At 69.9% G+C, this 23,569-nt stretch carries 22 protein-coding genes; 12 read left to right on the plus strand and 10 right to left on the minus strand.

Going from position 1 to position 23,569, the window contains the following annotated elements; all coding sequences use genetic code 11:
- Positions 1 to 51: 51 nt before the first annotated feature.
- Positions 52 to 1,383, plus strand: coding sequence for an enolase C-terminal domain-like protein (locus O5O46_RS16620; protein WP_269856214.1), 1,332 nt, complete (start codon positions 52 to 54; stop codon positions 1,381 to 1,383).
- A gap of 36 nt (positions 1,384 to 1,419) precedes the next feature.
- Here O5O46_RS16620 and O5O46_RS16625 read toward each other — a convergent pair whose 3' ends face one another.
- Both O5O46_RS16625 and O5O46_RS16630 read right to left on the minus strand, forming a co-directional pair.
- Positions 1,420 to 2,820, minus strand: coding sequence for a GntT/GntP/DsdX family permease (locus tag O5O46_RS16625; protein ID WP_269856215.1), 1,401 nt, complete (start codon positions 2,818 to 2,820; stop codon positions 1,420 to 1,422).
- Positions 2,821 to 2,857: 37 nt separating this feature from the next.
- A complete protein-coding gene (locus tag O5O46_RS16630; protein ID WP_269856216.1) occupies positions 2,858 to 3,352 on the minus strand; it encodes a gluconokinase in 495 nt (164 codons plus the stop codon).
- 116 nt (positions 3,353 to 3,468) lie between these two features.
- Between O5O46_RS16630 and O5O46_RS16635 the strand changes: the two genes are divergently transcribed.
- Complete coding sequence (locus tag O5O46_RS16635) at positions 3,469 to 4,185, plus strand: FadR/GntR family transcriptional regulator (protein ID WP_269856217.1); 717 nt, start codon at positions 3,469 to 3,471, stop codon at positions 4,183 to 4,185.
- Between the two features lie 153 nt (positions 4,186 to 4,338).
- The gene (locus O5O46_RS16640; RefSeq protein WP_269856218.1) at positions 4,339 to 5,466 is read left to right on the plus strand and encodes a HoxN/HupN/NixA family nickel/cobalt transporter; all 1,128 of its coding nucleotides are present in this window, start codon (positions 4,339 to 4,341) and stop codon (positions 5,464 to 5,466) included.
- A 5-nt stretch (positions 5,467 to 5,471) separates the two neighbouring features.
- Here the strand turns inward: O5O46_RS16640 and O5O46_RS16645 are convergent, their stop codons facing one another.
- Positions 5,472 to 6,020 carry an NUDIX domain-containing protein gene (locus O5O46_RS16645; RefSeq protein WP_269856219.1) on the minus strand — a complete coding sequence of 183 codons (549 nt, stop codon included), beginning with the start codon at positions 6,018 to 6,020 and terminating at the stop codon, positions 5,472 to 5,474.
- A 120-nt stretch (positions 6,021 to 6,140) separates the two neighbouring features.
- Between O5O46_RS16645 and O5O46_RS16650 the strand changes: the two genes are divergently transcribed.
- Complete coding sequence (locus O5O46_RS16650) at positions 6,141 to 7,052, plus strand: LysR family transcriptional regulator (RefSeq protein ID WP_269856220.1); 912 nt, start codon at positions 6,141 to 6,143, stop codon at positions 7,050 to 7,052.
- Between the two features lie 116 nt (positions 7,053 to 7,168).
- Positions 7,169 to 7,351 carry a 4-oxalocrotonate tautomerase DmpI gene (gene dmpI, locus O5O46_RS16655; RefSeq protein WP_269856221.1) on the plus strand — a complete coding sequence of 61 codons (183 nt, stop codon included), beginning with the start codon at positions 7,169 to 7,171 and terminating at the stop codon, positions 7,349 to 7,351.
- Positions 7,352 to 7,432: 81 nt separating this feature from the next.
- Here dmpI and O5O46_RS16660 read toward each other — a convergent pair whose 3' ends face one another.
- From O5O46_RS16660 to O5O46_RS16670, 3 genes are all read right to left on the minus strand, one after another.
- Complete coding sequence (locus O5O46_RS16660) at positions 7,433 to 7,867, minus strand: ribonuclease (RefSeq protein WP_269856222.1); 435 nt, start codon at positions 7,865 to 7,867, stop codon at positions 7,433 to 7,435.
- Positions 7,868 to 8,197: 330 nt separating this feature from the next.
- Positions 8,198 to 8,923, minus strand: a complete 726-nt coding sequence (locus tag O5O46_RS16665; RefSeq protein WP_269856403.1) for a hypothetical protein — start codon at positions 8,921 to 8,923, stop codon at positions 8,198 to 8,200.
- Positions 8,924 to 9,245: 322 nt separating this feature from the next.
- Positions 9,246 to 9,848, minus strand: a complete 603-nt coding sequence (locus tag O5O46_RS16670; RefSeq protein ID WP_269856404.1) for a class I SAM-dependent methyltransferase — start codon at positions 9,846 to 9,848, stop codon at positions 9,246 to 9,248.
- A gap of 305 nt (positions 9,849 to 10,153) precedes the next feature.
- On the opposite strand from O5O46_RS16670, the gene O5O46_RS16675 reads away from it, so the two are divergent.
- From O5O46_RS16675 to O5O46_RS16695, 5 genes are all read left to right on the plus strand, one after another.
- Positions 10,154 to 12,622: a sensor histidine kinase gene (locus tag O5O46_RS16675; RefSeq protein ID WP_269856223.1), complete on the plus strand. Its 2,469-nt coding sequence runs from the start codon at positions 10,154 to 10,156 to the stop codon at positions 12,620 to 12,622.
- Positions 12,619 to 13,044: a roadblock/LC7 domain-containing protein gene (locus O5O46_RS16680; protein WP_269856224.1), complete on the plus strand. Its 426-nt coding sequence runs from the start codon at positions 12,619 to 12,621 to the stop codon at positions 13,042 to 13,044. Before O5O46_RS16675 ends, O5O46_RS16680 begins: the two co-directional genes overlap by 4 nt.
- A gap of 63 nt (positions 13,045 to 13,107) precedes the next feature.
- Entirely contained in the window at positions 13,108 to 13,452 is a 345-nt protein-coding gene (locus O5O46_RS16685; protein ID WP_333482388.1) for a DUF742 domain-containing protein, read from the plus strand.
- A 337-nt stretch (positions 13,453 to 13,789) separates the two neighbouring features.
- Positions 13,790 to 14,704, plus strand: coding sequence for a DUF6397 family protein (locus tag O5O46_RS16690; RefSeq protein WP_269856405.1), 915 nt, complete (start codon positions 13,790 to 13,792; stop codon positions 14,702 to 14,704).
- A 147-nt stretch (positions 14,705 to 14,851) separates the two neighbouring features.
- On the plus strand, positions 14,852 to 15,262 hold the full coding sequence (locus O5O46_RS16695; RefSeq protein ID WP_269856226.1) for a hypothetical protein: 411 nt from the start codon (positions 14,852 to 14,854) through the stop codon (positions 15,260 to 15,262).
- A 32-nt stretch (positions 15,263 to 15,294) separates the two neighbouring features.
- Here the strand turns inward: O5O46_RS16695 and O5O46_RS16700 are convergent, their stop codons facing one another.
- Together O5O46_RS16700 and O5O46_RS16705 are read right to left on the minus strand one after the other, a co-directional pair.
- A complete protein-coding gene (locus tag O5O46_RS16700) occupies positions 15,295 to 16,161 on the minus strand; it encodes an acyl-CoA thioesterase (protein ID WP_269856227.1) in 867 nt (288 codons plus the stop codon).
- Positions 16,162 to 16,216: 55 nt separating this feature from the next.
- On the minus strand, positions 16,217 to 18,730 hold the full coding sequence (locus O5O46_RS16705) for a DEAD/DEAH box helicase (RefSeq protein ID WP_269856228.1): 2,514 nt from the start codon (positions 18,728 to 18,730) through the stop codon (positions 16,217 to 16,219).
- 135 nt (positions 18,731 to 18,865) lie between these two features.
- Here O5O46_RS16705 and O5O46_RS16710 point away from each other — a divergent pair, with 135 nt between their 5' ends.
- Positions 18,866 to 19,663: a metal-dependent hydrolase gene (locus O5O46_RS16710; protein WP_269856229.1), complete on the plus strand. Its 798-nt coding sequence runs from the start codon at positions 18,866 to 18,868 to the stop codon at positions 19,661 to 19,663.
- Between the two features lie 11 nt (positions 19,664 to 19,674).
- Here the strand turns inward: O5O46_RS16710 and O5O46_RS16715 are convergent, their stop codons facing one another.
- Complete coding sequence (locus O5O46_RS16715) at positions 19,675 to 20,133, minus strand: MarR family winged helix-turn-helix transcriptional regulator (protein WP_269856230.1); 459 nt, start codon at positions 20,131 to 20,133, stop codon at positions 19,675 to 19,677.
- Positions 20,134 to 20,292: 159 nt separating this feature from the next.
- Here O5O46_RS16715 and O5O46_RS16720 point away from each other — a divergent pair, with 159 nt between their 5' ends.
- Complete coding sequence (locus tag O5O46_RS16720; protein WP_269856231.1) at positions 20,293 to 22,152, plus strand: ABC transporter ATP-binding protein; 1,860 nt, start codon at positions 20,293 to 20,295, stop codon at positions 22,150 to 22,152.
- 1 nt (position 22,153) lies between these two features.
- Here O5O46_RS16720 and O5O46_RS16725 read toward each other — a convergent pair whose 3' ends face one another.
- Entirely contained in the window at positions 22,154 to 23,410 is a 1,257-nt protein-coding gene (locus O5O46_RS16725) for a citrate synthase (RefSeq protein ID WP_269856232.1), read from the minus strand.
- Positions 23,411 to 23,569: the final 159 nt, after the last annotated feature.

The following is a 23,569-nucleotide window of genomic DNA, read 5'->3' on the forward strand; positions in this document are numbered from 1 at the left end:
TAAGTGGGTGCCATTGACGCCCACTTCGGGAGGCGCCTAGCCTCTGGCTCTATGGGTGAACGTCATTCACATATACAGACGGCTGTCGGGGGTACCTCGGCGCTCACCATCGCCGAGGTACGGCTGACCCCGGTGCTGATCGCCGATCCGCCGCTGCTGAACACCCAGGGCGTCCACCAGCCGTACACCCCGCGGTTGATCGTCGAGGTGGTCACGGCGAACGGCATCACAGGTGTCGGCGAGACGTACGGCGACACCTGCTATCTGGACCTGGCACGTCCGCTGGCGGACGCCCTGCCCGGGCAGTCGGTCATGCATCTGAACGGCCTGTTCACCCTGGCCGAGACGGTGTGCGGCGAGCCGGAGGGGGTGTCCGACTCCGTCGACACCGGTGGGCTGCGCGGGGTGCGGACGGCCCACAAGTTGCGGCTGTCCGTTGTCTCCGGCTTCGAGGTCGCCTGCCTCGACGCCCTCGGCAAGGCGCTCGGCGTCCCCGTGCACGCCCTGCTCGGCGGGAAGGTCCGGGACCGGGTGGAGTACAGCGCCTACCTGTTCTACCGCTGGGCCGAACACCCGGTCAGCGGTGCGCCGTTGGACGACTGGGGCGCGGCGCTGGACCCGGAGGGGATCGTGGCCCAGGCCCGGCGCTTCGTACGGGACTTCGGCTTCGCCTCGTTCAAGCTCAAGGGCGGCGTCCTCCCGCCCGACGACGAGATCGCCGCCATCCGCGCGCTGGCCCGGGCGTTTCCCGGGCGTCCGCTGCGGCTGGACCCCAACGGCGCCTGGTCGGTGGAGACCTCGCGGTATGTCGCCGGTCAACTCGTCGGCACACTGGAGTACTTGGAGGACCCGACGAGCGGCACCGCCGGTATGGCGCGGGTGGCCCAGTCCGCGGGGATGCCGTTGGCCACGAACATGTGCGTGACGACGTTCGCCGAGATCCCCGAGGCGTTCACCAGGGGCGCCGTCCAGGTCGTGCTCTGCGACCACCACTACTGGGGCGGGCTGCGCCGGACCCGGGAACTGGCCGCCGGCTGCCGGACGTTCGGAGTGGGCCTGTCCATGCACTCCAACACCCATCTGGGCATCAGCCTGGCCGCGATGACCCATGTCGCGGCCACTGTCCCCGGCCTCGGCTACGCCTGCGACTCGCACTACCCGTGGCAGACCGAGGACGTCATCACCGCCCGGCACACCTTCCACGGCGGCCGTCTCACCGTCAGCGACGCCCCCGGCCTGGGCGTGGCACTCGACCGCACCGCCCTGAAGGCCCTGCACCAGCGGTGGTTGGACGACGACGGCGCCCTGCGCGACCGCGACGACTCCGCCGCCATGCGCAAGGCCGACCCGGCCTGGACCACCCCCGCCGTACCTCGCTGGTAGCCGGGGTGCGGGGCGACCGCCCCACACCCCGGGGAGTCACAACACCACTGACAACGCCAGCACGAACACGATCGACACCACGGAGATCACCGTCTCCATCACCGACCAGGACTTCAGGGTCTGCGGGACGTCCATCCCGAAGTACCCCTTGACCAGCCAGAAGCCCGCGTCGTTCACATGGGAGAAGAACAGCGAACCGGCGCCCACCGCGAGCACCAGCAGTGCCGTGTGCGTCGTGCTCATCCCCGTGGCCAGTGGGGCGACCAGTCCGGCAGCCGAAATCGTGGCCACGGTCGCCGAGCCTGTGGCGACCCGGATCAGCAGCGCGATCAGCCACGCCAGCAGCAGCGGCGAAATGTGCCAGCCGTGCGACCAGTTGAGGATCATCTGGCCGATCCCGGCGTCGACCAGCACCTGCTTGAACCCGCCGCCCGCACCGACGATCAGCACGATGCCGGCGATCGGGCCGAGCGACCGGTCAACGGTCGCGGAGATGCGCTCCTTGGAGAACCCGGCCGGGCGCGCCAGCGTGAACATGGCCAGCACCACCGCGGCCAGCAGGGCCACCAGCGGAGTGCCGATCACGTCGAAGATCCGGTAGACCAGGCTTCCCTGGTTCTTCACCAGCACGTCGACCAGCGCCTTGGCCAGCATCAGCACCACCGGCAGCAGCATGGTGCACACCGTCGGCACGAATCCGGGCCGTCGCGCCAGGTCGTCGGAGGCCCGGGTGGGCGTCAGGTTCTCCGGCGGCGTGGCCTCGACCCACCGGTCGGCGATCCGCCCGAACAGCGGACCGGCGATGATCACCGTCGGGATCGCGACCAGCACGCCGAGCGCCAGCGTCGTACCCAGGTCCGCGTGGATCGCGGCAACCGCGGCCAGCGGCCCGGGGTGCGGTGGCACCAGACCGTGCATGACCGAAAGACCGGCCAGCGCCGGAATGCCCACCCGCATCAGCGACTGGTTGCCGCGCCGGGCGACCAGCAGCACGACGGGGATCAGCAGCACGATCCCCACCTCGAAGAACAGCGGCAGCCCGATCAGCGCCGCGATCAGCGTCATCGCCCACGGCAGCCGCCGCTCCCCGGTCCTGGCCAGGACGGTGTCGACGATCTGGTCGGCGCCGCCGGAGTCGGCCAGCAGCTTGCCCAGTATCGAGCCGAGCGCGATCAGCACACCGGTGCTCGCGACCGTCGCGCCGAGGCCGGTGGTGTAGCTGGTGATCGCCTTCGCCAGCGGTGCTCCGGCGACCACGCCGAGCACGCCGGAGCCGATGGTGAGCGCCAGGAAGGCGTGCATCTTCCAGCGGGTGATCAGCAGCACGATCACGGCGATGCCGGCCAGCGCGGCGATGCCGAGCTGGGTGTCACCTGCGCTGGTGATCGGCGGCGGGGCCGGGGTCGCGGCCAGCAGCTCGACGCTGAGTGCGGGCATGAGAACTCCGTAGGACGCGGGGACGGGGAGGGTCGGGCTAGTCGGGCAGGGCGGCGAACGCCCGCTCGGCGATCTGTGCCGGGCCGCCGTCGATGGTGATCACGGCGCCGGCCTCGTCGGGCTCCAGCGGTTCCAGTGCTTCGAGTTGGGAGCGCAGCAGCCCGGCGGGCATGAAGTGCTCCATGCGCGCCGCGAGCCGCGAGGCGATCAACTCCGGTGGCCCGTCGAGGTGGACGAAGAAGAGGTCGGGCGCGGCGGCCCGCAGCCGGTCGCGGTAGCTGCGCTTGAGCGCCGAGCAGCTCACCACTCCGCCCTCGCGGCCGCGATCGGTGATCCAGGCGGCGATGGCGTCCAGCCAGGGCGCCCGATCGGCGTCGTCCAGCGGATGTCCGGCCGACATCTTGGCGATGTTGGCGGGCGGATGGAAGTCATCCGCCTCGGCGTAGGGGACTCCCAGCCGTTCCGCGAGCAGTCCGCCCACGGTGGACTTGCCCGAACCGGACACCCCCATGACGACGACCATGTGTGACATCCGCGTGAAACCTCTTCCTCTGAATGACGCGTTCAATAAACGCCATAGGTACTACTTATTCAAGAGCCTGTGACATAAAAGTCATACGAGAGTGCTGACGGAATAAGCTGTCCCCCATGCCTCAGCAGGAAGCCCGGCCGGGCGAAGGCGGTCTGCACGCCCGCGTACTGGCCGAACTCGGCCCAGCCATCGCCTCCGGGGAGTATCCGCCGGGCACCGTGCTGCGCATCGACGAACTGGAACAGCGCTACGGCGTCTCGCGCACCGTCGTCCGCGAGGCCGTCCGGGTCCTGGAGGCGATGCACCTGGTCGAGACCCGGCGCCGGGTGGGTATCACCGTGCGCCGCACCGAGGAGTGGAACGTCTTCGACCCCGCCGTCATCCGCTGGCGCCTCGCCGGACCCGACCGGCCGCGCCAACTGCGCTCACTGACCATGCTGCGCACCGCCGTGGAACCGGTCGCCGCCGGGCTCGCTGCCGTGGCCGCTGACCCCGGCCAGTGCGGCAGCCTCACCGCGCTCGCCGCTGAGATGGCCGCCGCGGGCCGGGCCGGGGACCTGCGCGAGTACCTGGTGCACGACGTGGCCTTCCATCGGGTGGTGCTTGAGGCATCCGGCAACGAGATGTTCGCCCGCCTCGGCGATGTGGTCGCCGAGGTGCTCACCGGCCGTACCGAGCACCATGTGATGTTCAGCGCCCCCGACCCGGCGGCCGTCACCCTGCACGTCCAGGTCGCCGAGGCGGTACGGGCCAGGGACGCCGAGGTCGCGGAGCGGCTGATGCGGGAGATCTGTGTCGGCGCACTGCGTGAACTGGACATCCTCGCGCCCTGACAGCGCCCCAACGCGCCCCCGGTGCTGCCAGTAGCTCGTTATTGCAGGTAATGTGCAGCAGCGATTCAATGTCGACAGCGCCCTGACGGCAGCCGAGCTGTGCAGGAGCCGCGCTCGCGCACCGTACGCACCGACGCACAGGGGGACCGACCCATGGCCACGACCGGTATCCAGCCAGCCCCGTCCCTGAGTCGAATACGCCAGTCGCTGACCCGCGCCGAGTGGGCGCGACTCGGCGGCATGGCCGGGTTCATCCTGCTGCTGCACATCGTCGGCTTCGGCATCCTGACCGCCTTCGTGGCTCCGGAGCACTACAAGCTCGGCACCGGCGCCTTCGGACTGGGCACCGGGCTGACCGCGTACACCCTCGGCATGCGGCACGCCTTCGACGCCGACCACATCGCGGCCATCGACAACACCACTCGCAAGCTGATGGCCGACGGCCAGCGGCCGCTGTCGGTGGGTTTCTGGTTCTCCCTCGGCCACTCCTCCGTGGTCTTCGGGCTGACCTTCCTGCTCGCACTGGGCATCAAGGCCGTCGGCACCGGCCTGGCCGACGACAACTCCCAACTGCACAACGTCGGCGGCCTGATCGGCACCCTGGTCTCCGGCTTCTTCCTGGTGCTGATCGCCGCCATCAACCTGGTGGTCCTGATGAGCCTGGTCAGGGTGTTCCGCAGCATGCGGCGCGGGGAGTACGACGAGGCCGAACTGGAAGCGCAGTTGGACAAGCGCGGCTTCATGAACAGGATCCTCGGCAAGACCACCGGCGCGGTCCGCAAGCCCTGGCACATGTACCCGATCGGCTTCCTGTTCGGCCTCGGCTTCGACACCGTCACCGAGGTCAGCCTCCTTGTGATGGCCGCGGGCTCGGTCGCCTCCGGGCTGCCCTGGTACGCGATCATCTGCCTGCCGGTGCTGTTCGCGGCCGGGATGTCGCTGCTGGACACCATCGACGGCTCGTTCATGAACTTCGCCTACGGCTGGGCCTTCTCCAAGCCAGTCCGCAAGGTCTACTACAACCTCACCATCACCGGCCTGTCGATCGCCGTGGCGCTGATCATCGGCGGCGTCGAACTGCTCGGCCTGCTCGGCGACAAGCTCTCGCTGACCGGCCCGTTCTGGGACTGGGTCGGCTCGGTCGACCTCAACACCGTGGGCTTCTGGATCGTCGGGCTGTTCGTGGTCACCTGGGTCGTGGCGCTCGCGGTATGGAAGTTCGCCCGCATCGAGGAGAAGTGGGACCACGGTATGCGCGCCGCCGAGGAGCCCGCGCACTAGCCGGCTCAGTCGGCGCTGCCGCCGACCGCGCCCTCTCCGCTGCGTACGGCCTGGAGCTGGAGGTAGGCCTCCAGGCCGTCCGGCACCCACTCCCACTCCGGAAGCCTGCGCTCCAACTCCTCCTCGGTGAGGAAGGTGTGCCAGGAGACCTCCTCGGCCTGCGGATGAACAGGTAGGGCGCACTCCACCTCGTAGACCCTCGACCACCAGGTGTGCTCGGCGGTCTCGTACAGGAACTGCAGCACCGGCGACGGCTGCGGCAGCCCCTGGACGCCCAGCTCCTCCTCGGCCTCACGCAGCGCCGCCTCGTCGTAGCTCTCGCCCGCGCCGACCACGCCACCGACGAACATGTCGTAACGCGACGGAAAGACAAGCTTGTTCGGGGTGCGGCGATGGACGAAGATCCGCCCCTGGGGGTCGCGGGCGAGCACGAAGACGCAGCGGTGCCGCAACCGCTTCCGGTACGCCTCACCGCGCGGCGCCTGCCCCGTCACACGGTCGTTCTCGTCCACGATGTCCAGCAACTCGTCCGCCGAGCGTCCCTCAACAGCCATGACGCCATCCAAGCAGAGCGGCCCCCGCGGCTGGCGCAACCTCGGCACGTACGGTCGGTGGCGTCCGGCACACCCACCAGGACACCAGCGCCGACCAGCCGTTGACCAGAGGAACCGACAGTGGAAATACGCCAGCTCCAGTACTTCACCGCCGTCGCCGAGGAGTTGCACTTCGGTCGCGCGGCGGAACGGCTGCACATCGGGCAGCCCGCGGTCAGTCAGCTGATCCGGCGGCTGGAACGTGAACTGGGCGTCGAACTCTTCGACCGCTCGCCCCGGCACGTACGGCTGACTCCGGCCGGTACCCGACTGCTGCCGGAGGCACGGGCGGTGCTGGCCGCAGCAGAGCGGGCGCGGGCGGTCGTGGCCGAGGAGTTGGCGGTCCAGCGGGACAGCCTGCGGATCGGCACCAGCACGGGTATGGGGGAGCGGCTGGACGATGTGCTGACCGCCTTTGGCGAACTCGTTCCGCAAGCCGGTGTCGACCTGCGCTACGTGCCCACCAGGGAGCGCCTGGAACAGGTGGCGCAGGGCGCGTTGGACGCCGCCTTCGTGCGCGGTGAGCAGGAGGAGGACGAGCGGCTGCGGATCGTCCCGGTCTGGCAGGAGCCGCTCGTCGCGGTGCTTCCCGCGGCACACCCGCTCGCCGTCCGCGACGAGTTGCCGTGGGAGGAACTGGCCGCGCTGCCGTTGCGGCTCACCGCGCGCCGCAACAACCCGCCCCTGGTGGACCTGGTGCTCTCCGCATGCCGGGACGCCGGGTTCGAGCCGATCCCCGGGCCACCCAGCACCGCGCTGCAGGACACCCTGGCGGCGATCGGCTCCGGGACCCCCATGTGGACCGTGGTGTACGCCGCGCACGCCGCCCAGTTGAGGGCACCAAGGGTGGCGTTCGTGCCGTTCAGGTCACCGGGGCTGACCATCACCACCGGACTCGTGCTGCCCCGCGCCCGGCCGCCACGGCATGCGCAGGCCCTGCTGGAGGCGTGCGCACGGGCGCGTGTGCGCTGGACGGACGATCACGTCCACTGATCGCGGTGAGTGCCGGATGCGCCTTGGTGCCGGTCGTCCGCCGCGATGAACTGGGGCCATGCCGGTGAGCGGCCCGGAACAGCCGGAAGCCACCGGGGGAGTTGAAGGAGCACGCCATGCCCAACGTCATCGTGCAGCAGGGTCCCCGTAGCGTCGAGCTCAAGCGCGACCTGGTGCGCCGGATCACGGACGCGTTCGTCGACGCCTACCAGGTTCCGGCCGACACCGTGTCCGTCTGGATCCAGGAGACGCCCGCCGACAGCTGGGGCTCGGGCGGAAAACTCACCGCCGACAAGTGAGGCCGCTCATCAGAACGGGTCTGGCCGCCTGATGCTCATCAGTCGGACAGACCCGTTCGGGCGTGTGGGGGGACAGGTACTTCAGCAGCTGAAGTCGATCTGGCTGAACGAGGCGTAGTGGTCGGCGGTGTAGTAGTCGGTGCCGTCGTCGCCGGTGACGATGCGGCGGGCACCGCGGGTGCTCGCGCCGGGGGTGATCACGGTGTACGCGTGGTAGTAGCCGTACGACTCCGACGGGAGGACGCCCTCCCGGTTGTCGAAGACCTCACCGTCCTTGGAGAACGGGTACGGCCCGCCCTGGGCGATCAGGTTGAGCGTGTCGTCGGCCTGGCTGGGCAGGGCGGACTGGCACACCGTGCCGACGTCGAAGGGCTGCACCGCCACGGTCGAGGCGGCGGGCGCGGCGGTGGCCGCCTGCGCGGGTCCGGCCAGCACGGTGGTGGGGCCGAGAATGATCGTTCCGGCGAGGATCATCGCGGAACCGCGGGAAAGCAACGCGCGTAGAGGCATTCGCATATGGCCAGTGTGGAGTGGCGTATGGGTGGCGTAAAAGTGTCTCGCGTGAGGATTCACTTGACGTTTACCTGACAAGTCTGCGGTGTGATGGACTTGTGTAGAGCGGGTGTTGACCAGGTGTCGGGTGGGCAACGTGCCGGTAAGGCGAATCAAACGGCTCCGGTTGAGCCGTGGCGAACGTACACCGATTCGGACATTGCATTGCGGATCGGCGCGGCTGATGTTGTCGGCGCACAGGTGATGCCAAGTCAGCCAGGCAAGCGTTGCAGGAAGTTGAGGATGCGGGCACCGAGGCCGGTTCCGGGGGCGAGGCCCCGGAGAGCTCGCCACTCAGTCGATTCGAACCGCCAGCTTGTCCAACGCCTCAAGGAGGGCGGGCAGTTCGGGCCCCCGCCCGACGGGCAGTACCTCGCCCGGCTTGTCGTCCAGCAGTACGAAGGCGATGTCGTCCGTCCTTGCGACGATGCTCCACCCCGGGCCGTCCGCGCGCAGTGAACGCGCCCCGCCCTCCGCGTAGGAGGACCGTATGCGGCCCGGCGGCGGAGGGTCGTCCGTGTACGCCTGGGCCTCGGCGAGCACACGACGTACCGCGGGATTGCGCCCCTCGCCGGGTGCCGCGAAGTCCTCGTCGTCGACCTGCGACCGCCAGGTGTGCCACCGCAACGCGATCTCGTCGGCGCCCAGGCGACGTTGGGCGGGCCCCCACTGCTCGGTGTCCGGCGGTACGAGCGGCGGACGGTCACCCTCCTCCTGAGGCGGGTCGTGCGGCTCGGCCAGCCCCGGCGCCGAGACGGCCAGGGTCAGCGGCCAGCCGGGCAGTGAGACGACGATGTCCCGATCGCCGGGAGACAGGTCGTACGCCATCCCGCAGTCCCAGGTGGCGATGGCCAGCGCGACCAGCGCGGTGTCACGGGTCACCACCGTCCACCGCGCACCGTTGCCGTCCTGGCCCAGCACCAGCCCGTACCCTCTGGTGACCGGCCGGAGACCGAGTGCCGCGCAGGCCGCCGGATAGTCGTCGCCAAGCGCGCCGGGGAACTGCGCGGGCGTCAACATCACGGCCGTCAGCACATAGAGCGCGTCGTCGTCTCCGGACACCTGAGTCTCCCGGTCGTGGTCCGTCCGCCAGAGTCGTCCGCGCACCTTAACCAGCAGGTAACAGCGGAGTCGAGGGTTAATGAGCCGCCGACTCCACTCCGGGGGGAACCGTTCATCCCCGAGCCCCGCCACAGCTGGCCTGCTGGCCGTGCCGCGCCGTGGTCACTTCGTCCGCCTGTTCCGCGGGGTCCGCGTCAAGGGGACGCCGGGCCCGGCGCGCCCATGCCGCCGCCCCCGGTACTCCGGTGGCCGAGGCTTGCCTGCCGCGAGCCGGGCAGGGTCAGCCGTCCAGCCTGACGGCCAGGGCGAGGTAGCGGTCCTCGGCGTCGTCGTACCTGGTCAGCCGCCAGCCCGTGGCGGCCAGCAGCGGGCGCAGGTTGGGTTCGGCGCGTACGTCGTCGTCGGACAGGGAGTGTCCCCGGCGGGCGGCTAGTGCGGCGCGCCCGATGGGGTGGAAGAGGGCGAGCCGCGCCCCGGGGCGGCACACCCGGGCGAACTCATGCAGCCCCGCCGCCGGATCGGGCAGGTGGTGCACGAGCCCGGCGGCGAAGACCGCGTCGAGGCGGCCGTCGCGCAGCGGCAGCCGGGCCGCGTCCGCCTCCACGAGCAGCGCGACGCGGTCGCGTCCGGCCCGTACTGCGGCGCTCAGCATCTCGGGAGTGAGGTCGGCACCGATGACGACGCCGCTCGCGCCGACGGCGGCGCGCAGTGCGGGCAGTGCCCGGCCGGTGCCGCAGCCCGCGTCGAGAGCCGACTGCCCGGTGCGCAGCCCCAGTTCGGCGACGCCCGCTTCGTAAACGGGCGTGTCGTCCGGGTACTTGCTGTCCCAGGTGTCGGCTTTGCCGCCGAAGAACGCCCGGACGCTCGCCGGGTCGTTGTTCATGTCGTGGGGCATGGCGGTCGGCTCCTCGCGGTCGGCTGCGGGCCTCATGCTGCCATGATCAGGCGACGGCCGAACGTGTTCGGACGAGTGTGACGAGTCCCGCCGACGAGACGATCAGTTGTGACATGTCACAGTCACGGGGTTCCAAGGGGAAGTCCGTACCAGACTGTGCGGGTCCCGCACGGACCCGGTACCGCACGCGGCACCCCGGCCTGTGGCGGGTCTGTGATGAACCCGCGAAGAACCCGTGGGGCGGCGGCTCCGCTCGTTCCGCGCGCCGCCAGCTACCGAGGATCCTCCCGACCATGCGCCTGCGCCCCCGCACCATCCGCACGCAGCTCCTGGTACTGCTCCTGGTGCCCATGGTCTCGCTCGCCGCGCTGTGGACGTACAGCTCCTTCACCACCGTACGCGGTGCCTGGGCGCTCATCCGGGTCTCCGCGGCGTACCACTACTACGGCACGCCGACCACCGAGCTGGTGGAGGGGCTTGAACAGGAGCGCCGCACCGCCGTTGAGTACGTGGCGTCCGGCGGCACCAGGGAAGCCCGCCAACTGGTCGCTGCGCAGCGGGCGACGGATCAGCGCCTCGCGGTGCTGCGCGACCACACCCGGTGGCGCCGTCACAGTCCCACCCTCACCGCCGACCAGAAGGCGCGCGTCGACGACCTGCTCAACGGGGTGGACGGACTCGGCCGGTTACGGCAACAGGTCACCGCGCGGCGCACCAACTGGTCGCAGATCCTGGACCGTTACTCGGCGCTGATCGACCCGGGGTTCCGGCTGTGCGGGTCCCTTACCGAGCTCCAGACCGGTGAAGTGGCCCGGATGGGAGCGGTGGTGGTCGAACTCGCCAGGGCCCGTGAGTTGCTCTCCCAGGAGGACGCCATGGTCGCGGGCGGTCGCGCCGCCAACGGCATGACCGACGGGCAGTACCGCGACCTGATCGGCACCATTGACGGCCGCAAACTGCTGCACGAGATCTACGCGCCCGAACTGCCGCCCGCCGACAGCGCGAAGCTCCAGGAGTTCGAGAACGGCAGTGTCGGCTGGTCGCTGTACTCCCTGGAGGAGTCGGCCCGTACCGCGGCCCCGCTGACCGTCGCCACCGGGTTCGGCGTCCAGCAGTGGCGGCAGACCGCGGACGCCGCGCTGGCGCAACTGGAGACCATCGACGACCAGGCCGCCCGGCACGTCGGCGATGAGGCGCACACCCAGGGCATGACCGTACTGGCCAGGGCCGCGGGCGTCAGCCTCGCCGGGCTCGGCGCGGTCGTCGGCTCACTGCTGATCTCGCTGCGGATCAGCCGCCAGATCGCCGGACGGCTCACCGCGTTGCGGGACGCCGCCCAGGAGTTGTCGGGGCGGCGGCTGCCCGAGGTGATGCGGCGGCTGCGGGAGGGTGCCCCCGTCGATGACGTGACCGGCGCCGACGACACCGGGCAGTTCACCGACGACGAACTCGGCGACGACGAAATCGGCCAGGTGGGAAGGGCGTTCGGAGTGGCACAGCGGGCGGCGGTGGGCGCGGCGGTCGAGCAGGCCCGGCTGCGGCGCGGGATCTCCGCGGTCTTCACCACCTTGGCCCGGCGCAGCCAGGTGCTGCTGCACCGGCAGTTGACGCTGCTGGACGCCATGGAGCGGCGCACCGAGGATCCGGCGGAACTCGCCGACCTGTTCAGGCTCGACCACATGACGACGCGCATGCGGCGGCACGCGGAGGGGCTGCTGATCCTCTCCGGTAACGCTCCTGGGCGGGCGTGGCGGCGGCCGGTACGGCTGGTGGAGGTCGTCCAGGCGGCGGTCGGCGAGGTGGAGGACTACCGGCGGATCGTGGTGCACAGGCTGCCCAGGACGGCCCTGGCGGGTGCCGCGGTCGCCGATGTGCTGCATCTGCTGGCCGAGTTGATGGAGAACGCCACCGCCTTCTCGCCGCCGAACACCAGCGTGGAGGTCGGCTGCGAGGAGGTCTCCGACGGGCTGGCCATCCGGATCGAGGACCACGGTCTGGGCATGAGCGTGGAGCGCGTCGCCGAGGCCAACCAGGAACTGCGCATCGCCGCCGACACCGTTGACCTGCCGGAGACCGACCGGCTCGGCCTGTTCACCGTGGGACGGCTCGCGGCCCGCCATGGTGTGCGGGTCGCGCTGCACCGCACCGAGGAACAGGGCACGGCCGCCGTCGTCCTGCTGCCCCTGGAACTGCTGGCTCCGGCCGAGGAGCATCGGGAGAGCCCGGACGGTACGGAGCAACGGCTGGAAACGGTCGGTGTGCGCGCGGGTCGTGTGAAAGAGCGTGGCGCGGGGGAAGTTGTCGTACGGGAGGGCGAACGCGTCGGCGGGGAGGGTGATCGCACGAGCCGCGTCAGGGACGGCGCGCGCGAGGGCAGGGGCCGTCAGCCTGTGGCCGTGCCAGCCGCAGCGAGGGCCAGCGCACCGGACACCCGCACCACCACCGCGGCCGGGCTGCCGCTACGGGTACCCAGGGGACGGGTGCCCAAGGGCGGTCCGGCGCGGCGTCTGCACGACGAGCCGCCCACTCATGAGCGAACCGTGCACGACCACCCTGGTTTCACCGGCGAGGAGTCCCAGGGGCACGGTACAGACAGGACAGTTGGGGTGGACGGGAAAGACGTGACAGTCGGGACGGACAGGGAACGATCGCCAGAGGCGGCTCGTTCCACTTACGCGGCCTACGCACGAGGCCTCGCCCGTGGGCGCTCGGGGCTGGCCGCCGTACAGAAGTCGAGAGAAGAAGACGGGGGATCACCGTGAACAGTGCCACCACCTCGGGGGACCGGGCCGGACTCGGTTGGCTGCTGGACGACTTGACCGATCGTGTCGAGTCCGTCAAGCACGCCCTGGTCCTGTCCAGTGACGGGCTGGTGACGGGCGCCAGCCGCGATCTGGAGGCAGCGGACGCTGAGCATCTGGCGGCAGTCTCGGCCGGCTTCCACAGTCTGGCCAAGGGCGCCGGGCTGCACTTCGGGGCCGGGGTGGTGCGTCAGACGATGATCGAGTTCGACGACGGGTTCCTCTTCGTCACCGCCGCTGGCGACGGAAGCTGTCTGTCCGTCCTGACCGGCGCCGGGGCCGATGTGGGGCAGATAGCCTACGAGATGACGCTGCTGGTGCACCGAGTCGGCGAACACCTCGGCGTCGCCCCCCGAGCCACCGACGACCCCGCCGGGACGTGACCCGAGGTGGACCGGCTGCCGGGTGAATCGGGCGCGCTCTGGTACGACGACGAGGCAGGGCCGATGGTCCGCCCTTACACCGTCACCCGCGGGCGCACCCAGCCCGACGCGGCGGCGGCCGACATCGAACTGATCACGGTCCTGGCCGCCGATCCCGGGACCGGGACCGAGGCGTGCGGCGATGCCCTCGGCGAGGACCACCTCGCCTTGCTGGAACGGTGTGTGGGGCAGCCGCGCTCGGTCGCCGAGTTGGCTTCCGAGGCGGACCTTCCGGTAGCGGTGGTCCGTGTTCTGCTCGGCGACCTGCTGGATGCGGGGCGCATCCATGTGGTCCCACCGGACATCTCGGGTGAGCAGCCGGATGTCGGCGTGCTGCGGCATGTCATCGATGGGCTGAAGTCCCTCTAGACGTAGGCGAGTTCAGCCGAGGGAGCGGGCTCTCCGTGCTTCCTCCAGTCCGTTTCGCCCTGCCAGGCCGCTGTCGCCTTGGGAGCGCCGTGTGCGGTGGTTCGGGTGACCGCTCGCTGGGCCGCGACGCTGCCCGTACTCGACGTGGCCCCTCGCCGCTCCGATCGATGTGCGCGTGACGCGTGAACGCACCGACGTCGCGCGCCGGATTCGAGTTATCCACAGGCTCGCCGCGCTGTCCACGCACGGGGCTATCGTGGTTACCGACAGTGATCGAGGGGTCGTTGGGGAACGGCCGACAAAAGGGGGATTCGTCATGGGCGTCGCTGGGCAGCAGATGGGGATCACGGGGGAGTGGCCGGATACCGTGTGTGGTCCTTCCGTCGCACGAGATGAACTGGGCCTGAACCAAAGGGAGTTCGAGTTGGCGGTGCAGCTTGGTGAGGTACGTACGGTGCCGGGCGAGCATCGCGGAGCGCTGGGCGAACACCGGATGGTGAGCCGGACGGAACTGGAGCGTCTGCGCGCCGAGGACGGCTTTCCGGACACGTTGCGTGACAGGCTGCGCCTGGTCGGAACGGAAGCGGGCGCGGAGTTGCTGGGCGTCAGCCGGGACCGGTTCGGCAAGTTGGCCAGAGCGGGCTGTTTCCGTCCGGCGCGCTGGTACGTCAACCGGTACCAGGTCGTGGTGTGGCTCTACCTCGCCTGCGAGGTAGCGGAGTTCGGTGCGCTCAACCGCCACCTGCTGGGGCGACGGCTGCCAGCTGAACTGCGGGCGCGTATCGAGACGGGCGGTGATCTACGGGCGCGCGGCTGGCGGTCCCGGTGTGTCGAACGGCTGGTCGCCGATGCCACCGATGCCTGGCAGGAGGCGGCCGTGTGGGCGGCGCTGCTCGGCCCGGAGCAAACGGCGCGGGAGGTGCCGGATCGCCGGGAGCGGGAGCGTCTGCGCCAACTGCTACCGACTCTGTCGCCCGGCAGGCCGGGGATCTACGCCCCGCGTGCGGTGATCGAGTCCCATCTGACGGCCGACGACCCAGAGGAGATCCTGTTCGCCAGGCTCTGCCTGGGGCATGCGCTGGACAGGGCGCGCACCGCACCCCCGGTGCCTTTGCCGCCGGACGGGCCGGCGCCGCTGGAGCGCGCGGGTTCGTCGCGTAGGCCATGGCTGCGGTTGCTCCATAGAACGGGCGAAGGACGCGTGCGGGCGCGGCGGAGTACGGAACGGGTGGGGCCTGTTGCGGAACGGTGACAGACGGGGGCGCAACGGAGCCTGTGCTTCCGCTGTCTGTGTAGCTACACGGACTAGACCACTCACGGTACGGGCCTTGGCCAACGGGGAGGTCGCCCTGGCCGGTACCCAGTCCGTCTGACCACCTGATTCAGCGAAGGGAAGCTGATGTTCAACCGCAGCCGCGGCACCCTGCGTGCCGCCGTCATCGCCGCCGTCGGTATCTCAACGATCGGCCTGGCCAGCACCTCGGCCTGGGCGAAGTCCGACATCTACTTCTCAGCCGGACCGCACGACGTACGCGTGGGCAAGTTGATCCACCTCACCGGCAACGGCGACGACGACAACTCGACCTACAACAGGTTCTGCATACAGGAGCGCTCCGGCCACGGGAGTTGGCGGACGCTGAGGTGCTCACACGGTGACTACAACGGCGGGGGCGGGATCAACATGTCGATACGAGCCCAGCACCGGGGCGTCGTGCAGTTCCGCGGTGCGCTCGTGGAGGGCTCGTCCCCGAAGGACAAGCACCCCAAGGTGCGTCTGGTGTCGCGGACGTTCAGCATCGACGTCCGCTGAGCCAGCGCGACGGGCTCCGTCGAGGCGCTGGTTCAGTTGCCCACCTTGCGGAACAGCCCCTCCTGCATGACGGAGACCAGGAGCCTGCCCTCGCGGTCGTAGATCTGGCCCCGAGCCAGGCCCCTGGCGCCCGTGGCGATGGGGGACTCCTGCTGGTACAGGAACCACTCGTCGGCGCGGAACGGGCGGTGGAACCACATCGCATGGTCCAAGGAGGCCATGTCGAAGCCGCGCGGGCCCCACAACGGCTCCACCGGGACCCGTACGGCATCGAGCAGCATCATGTCGCTCGCGTAGGTCACGGCGCAGGTGTGCACCAGCGGATCGTCACCGAGCGGTCCAACGGCCCGCATCCACACCGCACTGCGGGGTTCGGCCCCCTCGATCTCCTCCGCCGTCCAGCGCAACCGCTCCACGTACCGGATGTCGAAGGGCTGCCGCCGGGCCATCCTCTCCAGTGGTTCCGGGAGGGTGCCCAGGTGAGTGCGCAACTCGTCCGGAAGCTTTGGCAGTTGATCGGGATCCGGCACCGAGGGCATCGGTAGCTGGTGTTCGAAACCCGGCTCGGGAAGATGGAAGGAGGCGGTCAAATTGAAGATGGTGCGCCCCTCCTGGACGGCCACCACCCGCCGAGTGGTGAACGACCGCCCGTCCCGCACCCGTTCCACCTGGTACACGATCGGCACACCAGGCCGGCCCGGCCGCAGGAAGTACGCGTGCAGCGAGTGCACGGGACGCTGCCCGTCGGTGGTGCGCCCAGCGGCAACCAGCGCCTGCCCCGCGACCTGTCCGCCGAACACCCGCTGCAACCGCTCCTGCGGGCTGCGGCCACGGAAGATGTTCTCCTCGATCTTCTCCAGATCGAGCAGATCGACCAGCCGTTCTGCGGGATTCGTCATCGGGACTCCCTCGGGGCGAACTCAGGCGGCGTCAGCGTACCTTCACCTCCCACGGTTACAACTGGCCCACATCCGTGAGCCGGACTACGGCACGACCCTCCTCGTCGGACGCGGCCAGGTCGACCTCGGCACTGATGCCCCAGTCGTGGTCGCCCTGGGGATCGGCGAAGACCTGCCGGACCTTCCACAGTCCGTGCTGCGGCTCCTCCTCGATCTGGAGCAGCTTCGGGCCGCGCGCGTCCGGTCCGGTGCCCAGGTCCTCGTACTCGTCCCAGTAGGCGTCCATGGCGTCCGCCCAGGCGTCGGCGTCCCAGCCGGTCTCGGCGTCCAGCTCGCCCAGTTCCTCGTACTTCTCCAGCGCGGCCAGCTCCACCCGGCGGAACATCGCGTTGCGGACCAGCACCCGGAAGGCGCGGGCGTTGGATGTCACCGGCTTGACCTGGTCGGCGCGGTCGGCCGCCTCGTCCGCCGTCTCCTCCTGTGGGTTTGCCAACTGCTCCCACTCGTCAAGCAGGCTGGAGTCCACCTGGCGCACCATCTCGCCCAGCCATGCGATCAGATCCTGAAGGTCCTCGGACTTGAGGTCCTCCGGCACGGTGTGCTCAAGCGTCTTGTACGCGCTGGCCAGGTAGCGCAGCACGATGCCTTCGGCACGGGCGAGTTCGTAGTGGGAGGTGAACTCGGTGAAGGTCATCGCCCGCTCGTACATGTCCCGCACCACGGACTTGGGCGACAGCGGATGGTCGCCGACCCAGGGGTGGCTCTTGCGGTAGACGCCGTAGGCGTGGAACAGCAGCTCTTCCAGGGGCTTGGGGTAGCTCACGTCCTGGAGCAGTTCCATGCGCTCCTCGTACTCCACCCCGTCGGCCTTCATCTGGGCGACTGCCTCGGCGCGTGCCTTGTTCTGCTGCGCGGCGAGGATCTGGCGCGGGTCGTCCAGCGTGGACTCGACCACCGAGAGCATGTCGAGCGCGTACGAGGGGGACTCCGGGTCCAGAAGGTCGAAGGCCGCCAACGCGAAGGTGGACAGCGGCTGGTTGAGCGCGAAGTCCGACTGGAGGTCCACGGTGAGCCGGACGATACGGCCCTCCGCATCCGGCTCAGGCAGGCGCTCGACGACTCCGCCGTCCAGCAGCGAGCGGTAGATCGCGATGGCCCGCCGGATGTGCCGCAACTGGGCCGCGCGCGGTTCGTGGTTGTCCTCCAGCAACCGGCGCATCGCCTCGAAGGCGTCGCCCGGCCGGGCGATCACCGACAGCAGCATCGCGTGGGTGACCCGGAAACGCGAGGTCAGCGGCTCGGGTTCGGCGGCGATCAGCTTCTCGTAGGTCTGCTGGGACCAGTTGACGAAGCCCTCCGGCGCCTTCTTGCGCACCACCTTGCGGCGCTTCTTCGGGTCGTCACCGGCCTTTGCCAGCGCCTTCTCGTTCTCGATGACGTGCTCGGGGGCCTGCGCCACCACCAGGCCCGAGGTGTCGAACCCCGCGCGTCCGGCGCGTCCGGCGATCTGGTGGAACTCCCGGGCCCGCAGCACCCGCACCCGCGAGCCGTCGTACTTGGTGAGCGCCGTGAACAGTACCGTGCGGATCGGCACGTTGACTCCCACGCCGAGGGTGTCGGTGCCGCAGATGACCTTCAGCAGTCCGGCCTGCGCCAACCGCTCCACCAGCCGCCGGTACTTGGGAAGCATTCCGGCGTGGTGCACGCCGATCCCGTGCCGCACGAAACGCGACAGGTTCCGGCCGAACTTGGTGGTGAAGCGGAAGTTGCCGATGAGTTCGGCGATCGCGTCCTTCTCGGCCCTGGTGCACATGTTGATGCTCATCAGCGCCTGCGCCCGCTCCACCGCCGCCGCCTGCGTGAAGTGCACGATGTAGACCGGTGCTTGGTGGGTCTCCAGCAACTCGGTGAGCGTCTCGGTCATCGGCGTCGAGCGGTACTCGTAGCTCAGCGGCACCGGCCGGGTCGCCGAGCGGACCACGGTCGTCGGCCGCCCGGTGCGCCGGGTCAGGTCCTGCTCGAACCGCGACATATCGCCGAGCGTCGCCGACATCAGCAGGAACTGCGCCTGCGGCAGTTCCAGCAGCGGGATCTGCCAGGCCCAACCGCGGTCCGGCTCGGCATAGAAGTGGAACTCGTCCATCACCACCTGGCCGACGTCGGCGTCCCGGCCGTCCCGCAACGCGATGGACGCCAGCACCTCGGCGGTGCAGCAGATCACCGGGGCGTCCGGGTTGACGGACGCGTCGCCGGTGAGCATGCCGACGTTCTCGGTTCCGAAGATCTTGCACAGGTCGAAGAACTTCTCCGAGACCAGCGCCTTGATCGGCGCGGTGTAGAAGGTGACCTGGTCGTTGGCGAGCGCGGTGAAGTGCGCTCCGGCGGCCACCAGGCTCTTACCGGAACCGGTGGGGGTGGAAAGGATCACGTTGGCCCCGGAGACCACCTCGATCAGCGCCTCTTCCTGGGCCGGGTACAAGGCGATGCCCCGCTCCTCGGTCCACGACGAGAACGCCTCGAAGAGGTTGTCGGGATCGGGGGACGCGGGGAGCTGATCGATGAGGGTCACCCAACCATCTTGCCTGCCTTTGGCGACCAACCGGGAACCGGCGGTCAGAACGAAGATCACTCCCCGATAGGCTGTGCGGTCGCAGAAGTGTCAACTCCCGTCCGTGGGCGGGCCGAAGGGGGCGGGGCAGCAACCATGATGGGACCGGCGCATTCACTGTCCGGAGCGGCGGCATGGCTGGCGGTGGGCGCGGTGGCCGCCGGGATGCACCATCCGATGCCCTGGCCGACCCTGGTCGTCGGCGCACTGATCTGTGCGGGCGCCGCGCTCGCACCGGACCTGGACCACAAGCCCGCGACGATATCCCGCGCCTTCGGGCCGCTGTCCCGGGGCCTGTGCGAGATCGTCGAGAAGCTGTCCCTCGGCGTCTACAACGCCACCCGGATGAAGGGCGACCCGCATCGCAACGGCGGTCACCGCACGCTGACCCACACCTTGGTGTGGGCGGTGGGCTGCGGCGCGGGCGCGTCGGCGATCGCCACCTACGGCGGCCGCTGGGGTGTGCTCGGGGTGCTCTTCGTCCACCTGGTGCTGGCGGTCGACGGGTTGCTGTGGAAGGAGGTCAAGGGCGGCCACCACCTGCTGGTCTGGCTGCTCGGCGCCGCCGGTTCCTGGCTGCTCGCCGGGATCCTCAATGACCCCGGTATGGGGCAGTCCTGGCTGTTCACCCAGCCCGACCAGCACTACCTGTGGATCGGCGTGCCGGTGGCCCTCGGCGCCCTGGTGCACTGCCTCGGTGACGCGCTGACCGTCTCCGGCTGCCCGATCCTGTGGCCCCTGCCCATCGGCCGCAAGCGCTGGTACCCGATAGGCACGCCGCACTTCATGCGCTTCAAGGCCGGCGGTTGGGTGGAGCTGAAGGTGCTGATGCCGCTGTTCATGGGCATCGGCGGAGTGAGCTGCGCCGCCGCGCTGGGGCTGATCGGCGGCTGACGCGGCGGTGGTCACGCGCAGGGCGCGTGGCCACCATCCGGATCGGCGACCAGCGCGGAGAGCAGTTCGCCGAGTTGCCGCCGCTGGCCCGGGCCGAGCGGAGCGAGAAGTTCCTCGGCGGCGGCGCGGCGGGCGGCGCGCAGTTGTTCCAGCGCGGCCCGGCCGTTGTCGGTGAGTTCCACCCGTACCACCCGCCGGTTCGCCGGGTCGGGCATCCGGCGGACCATTCCGTACCCCTCCAGTCCGTCGACGAGTGAGGTGACCGCGCGCGGTACCACGTCGAGACGCTGGGCGAGGTCCACCATGCGCAGCGGCTCGGGGCTGTGCGCTGCCGTGCGCAGCAGCCGTGACATGGCAGGGGTGATGCCCAGTGGCCGCAGATGTTCCTTCTGCCTGCGGTGCAGCCGCCGGGTCAGCTGCAGCAACTGGTCGGCGAGGTTTCCGGTGGCTTCCCCGGTCTCGGTGGTCATGGCGCTGTTCCGGTGGTCATGGGCCATAGGCTATCAGGACCATACTCATTGTGAATATAGGTAACAATGAACTACCCTCGCATATGTCGACACGGTGCCGAGGCACGGCGCGGTGTCCCAAAAAAACCGCACTCTTCCCCTAGCCCTCCGTAGGAGCACATGAATCCGCACTCCCGAGACATCGACTGGACCCCGCCGCCCAAGGACCCTGACCGCCCCGCCGACGTACGGCGGATCCTGCGGCTGTTCCGTCCCTACCGCTGGCGGCTGACCGTCGTACTGCTGCTGGTCGCGGCCTCCTCGCTGGTCTCGATCGCCTCACCGTTCCTGCTGCGGGCGATCCTGGACACCGCCATCCCGCACGGCCGCACCGGACTGCTCAGCCTGCTCGCCCTCGGCATGATCGCCACCGCCGTGATCACCAGCGTCTTCGGGGTGTTGCAGACGCTGATCTCCACCACCGTCGGCCAGCGCGTCATGCACGATCTGCGGGCCGCCGTCTACGCGCAGTTGCAGCGCATGTCGCTGTCGTTCTTCACCCGCACCCGCACCGGCGAGGTGCAGTCCCGCATCGCCAACGACATCGGCGGGATGCAGGCGACCGTCACCAACACGGCGACCTCGATCGTCTCCAACACCACCAGCGTCATCGCCTCCATCGTGGCGATGCTCGCCCTCGACTGGCGGCTGACCCTCGCCTCCCTCCTGCTGCTGCCGGTCTTCGTCTCCATCAGCCGCCGGGTGGGCCGCGAACGCCGGAAGATCACCACGCAGCGGCAGAAGCAGATGGCCGCGATGTCCGCGATAGTGACGGAATCTCTGTCGGTCAGCGGCATCCTGCTGGGCCGCACCATGGGCCGCGCCGACTCGCTCACCCGCGCCTTCGAGGACGAGTCGGAGCAGCTCGTCGGCCTTGAGGTGCGCTCCGACATGGCCGGACGCTGGCGGATGTCGACCATCAGCATCGTGATGGCCGCCATGCCGGCCCTGATCTACTGGGCGGCCGGGATCGCGCTGCACTTCGGCGGACCCACCATCTCCATAGGCACGCTGGTGGCGTTCGTCTCGCTTCAGCAGGGCCTGTTCCGGCCCACGGTCAGCCTGTTGCAGACCGGTGTGCAGGTGCAGACCTCGATAGCGCTGTTCCAGCGGATTTTCGAGTACCTGGACCTGCCCGTGGAGATCACCGAACGCCCGGACCCGGTACGGCTGGACGAGGTCCGCGGTGATGTGAGCTTCGACAAAGTCGACTTCCGCTACGACGCCGACGCGCCGGAACTCACCCTCTCGGGCATCGACTTGACGGTTCCGGCGGGTGGCAGCCTCGCCATCGTCGGCGCCACCGGCTCTGGCAAGAGCACGCTGAGCTATCTGGTGCCGAGGCTGTACGACGTGACCGCGGGCCGGGTCACCATCGACGGAGTCGATGTCCGGGATCTGTCCTTCGACACGCTCTCCCGCGCCGTCGGGGTGGTCTCCCAGGAGACCTACCTCTTCCACGCCTCGGTGGCGGAGAACCTGCGGTTCGCCAAGCCGGACGCGACGGACGAGGAGTTGACCGCCGCCGCCCGGGCCGCGCAGATCCACGACCACATCGCCGGACTGCCAGACGGCTACGACACCGTGGTCGGCGAGCGCGGTTACCGCTTCTCCGGAGGCGAGAAGCAGCGGCTGGCCATCGCCCGCACGATCCTGCGCGATCCGCCGGTGCTCATCCTGGACGAGGCGACCAGCGCGCTGGACACCCGCACTGAACACGCCGTTCAGGACGCCATCGACGCGCTCGCCGCCGGACGCACCACGATCACCATCGCGCACCGGCTGTCCACGGTCCGGGACGCCGACCAGATCGTGGTGCTGGACCACGGCCGGATCGTGGAGCGCGGCAAGCACGACGAACTGCTGGCCATGGGCGGGCGGTACGCGGAACTGGTCCGCCGTGACGCGCGGTTGGCGCCCTCGGACGCCCAACCGGCCACCTTGGAAAAGGAGTTGGCGGCGGTGGAAGCGGCGGGCTGACTCAGGGCAGCGGCTGAGGCGGGCGCGGGCCGGTGTACTGGCCGCGCGGGCGCACCCGCAACGGCCGCTCGCCGTACTCCTCCAGCGCGTGTGCGATCCACCCCGCCGTCCTGGCCACCGCGAACACCGTCTCGCCCGCGTCGATCGGCATCCCGGCCGAGACCGACAGCACCGCGAGCGCCAGGTCGACATTGGCGTGCACCGGCACATCCCGGGCCGCCGCCCGCTCCACGGCCCGTGCGGCATCCAGCGCCCGCTCGGCCGACGGCACCTGGGCCAGCAACTCGAACAGCGCCCGCGCCCGCGGGTCCTCACCCCGGTAGAGCCGGTGGCCCAGCCCGGGCACGGCCCGTCCGGTGCGCAGGTGGTCGGAGACGACGGCACCCGCGCTGCCGCGCTCCAGCACCTCCGTCAGCATCCGGTGCGCCAGCCCGCTGGCGGCGCCGTGCAGCGGGCCGTCGACGGCCCCCAGTCCGGCCGAGACCACCGCGTACGGGTGCGCGCGGGACGAGGCGGCGACCCGGGCGGCGACTGTGGAGGCGGCCAGATCGTGGTCGATCAGCAGTACAAGTGCCGCTTGAAGGACCTTGATCGACGTGTCGTCGGCGTCCCTCGGAGCCAGCCGGGACCACAGGCGCTGGGCGATCGAGCCGCCCGGCCTGTGGAACCGGTCGCCCGCCAGCGGCAGCGCGTCGACCAGCGTGGCGATCAGACCCCGGGCGGCGGCGATCACTGTCTGCGGTGCGAGGTCGAAGCGCAGTGGATCCGCCACGGCGGCGGCCACGGTCGCGGCGCGTAGGCGGTCGGTCAGGCCGCTGTGCGGGGGCAGGGCGGCGACCGAGCGGTCCGCGGCGGCCAGCACGTCCGGGGGCGCGGTGAAGCGGGTGCCGGGCCGCAGGGCTCCGGTCCACAACCAATGGGCGACCTCCTCGTAGTCGTACCGGGCGGCCAGTTCGACCGCGTCGACACCGCGGAAGAAGTAGCGGTCGTCATCGATGAGGGTGATGCCGGTGGTCACGGGCACGGCGTGAGCGGCGGCCGGCGGCTCCTCGGAGGCGCTGGGGCGTACACGACGGCCGCGCCGCGCCAGCTCGTCGACCTCGGCCGCGTCGAAGGTGCTGCCCCGGCCGCCGGAGACACGCTCACTGCTCAGCAGCCCGCGGCTGACGTACGAGTAGAGCGTCTCGGGTTTGACGCCGAGGCGCTGCGCGGCCTCCCTGGTGGTCAGTCGCCGCTGCTGTGCCGCCTGATCCGTCATGCGGTCCATCCCATCGCATCGTGGCGCTCCGCTCCGCATTCACATTGATTCAATCAACATTGACAAGATCTAGTCAACCATAGACAGTCGACTCAATATTGCGAGATGGCAATGTTGCGAGACGCCAACGTTGAAAGACAGCTGACGGAGGACGACACC

This window comes from Streptomyces sp. RPT161 (assembly GCF_027533845.1).
In the GTDB taxonomy this organism is placed as follows: Bacteria; Actinomycetota; Actinomycetes; order Streptomycetales; family Streptomycetaceae; genus Streptantibioticus_A; species Streptantibioticus_A silvisoli_A.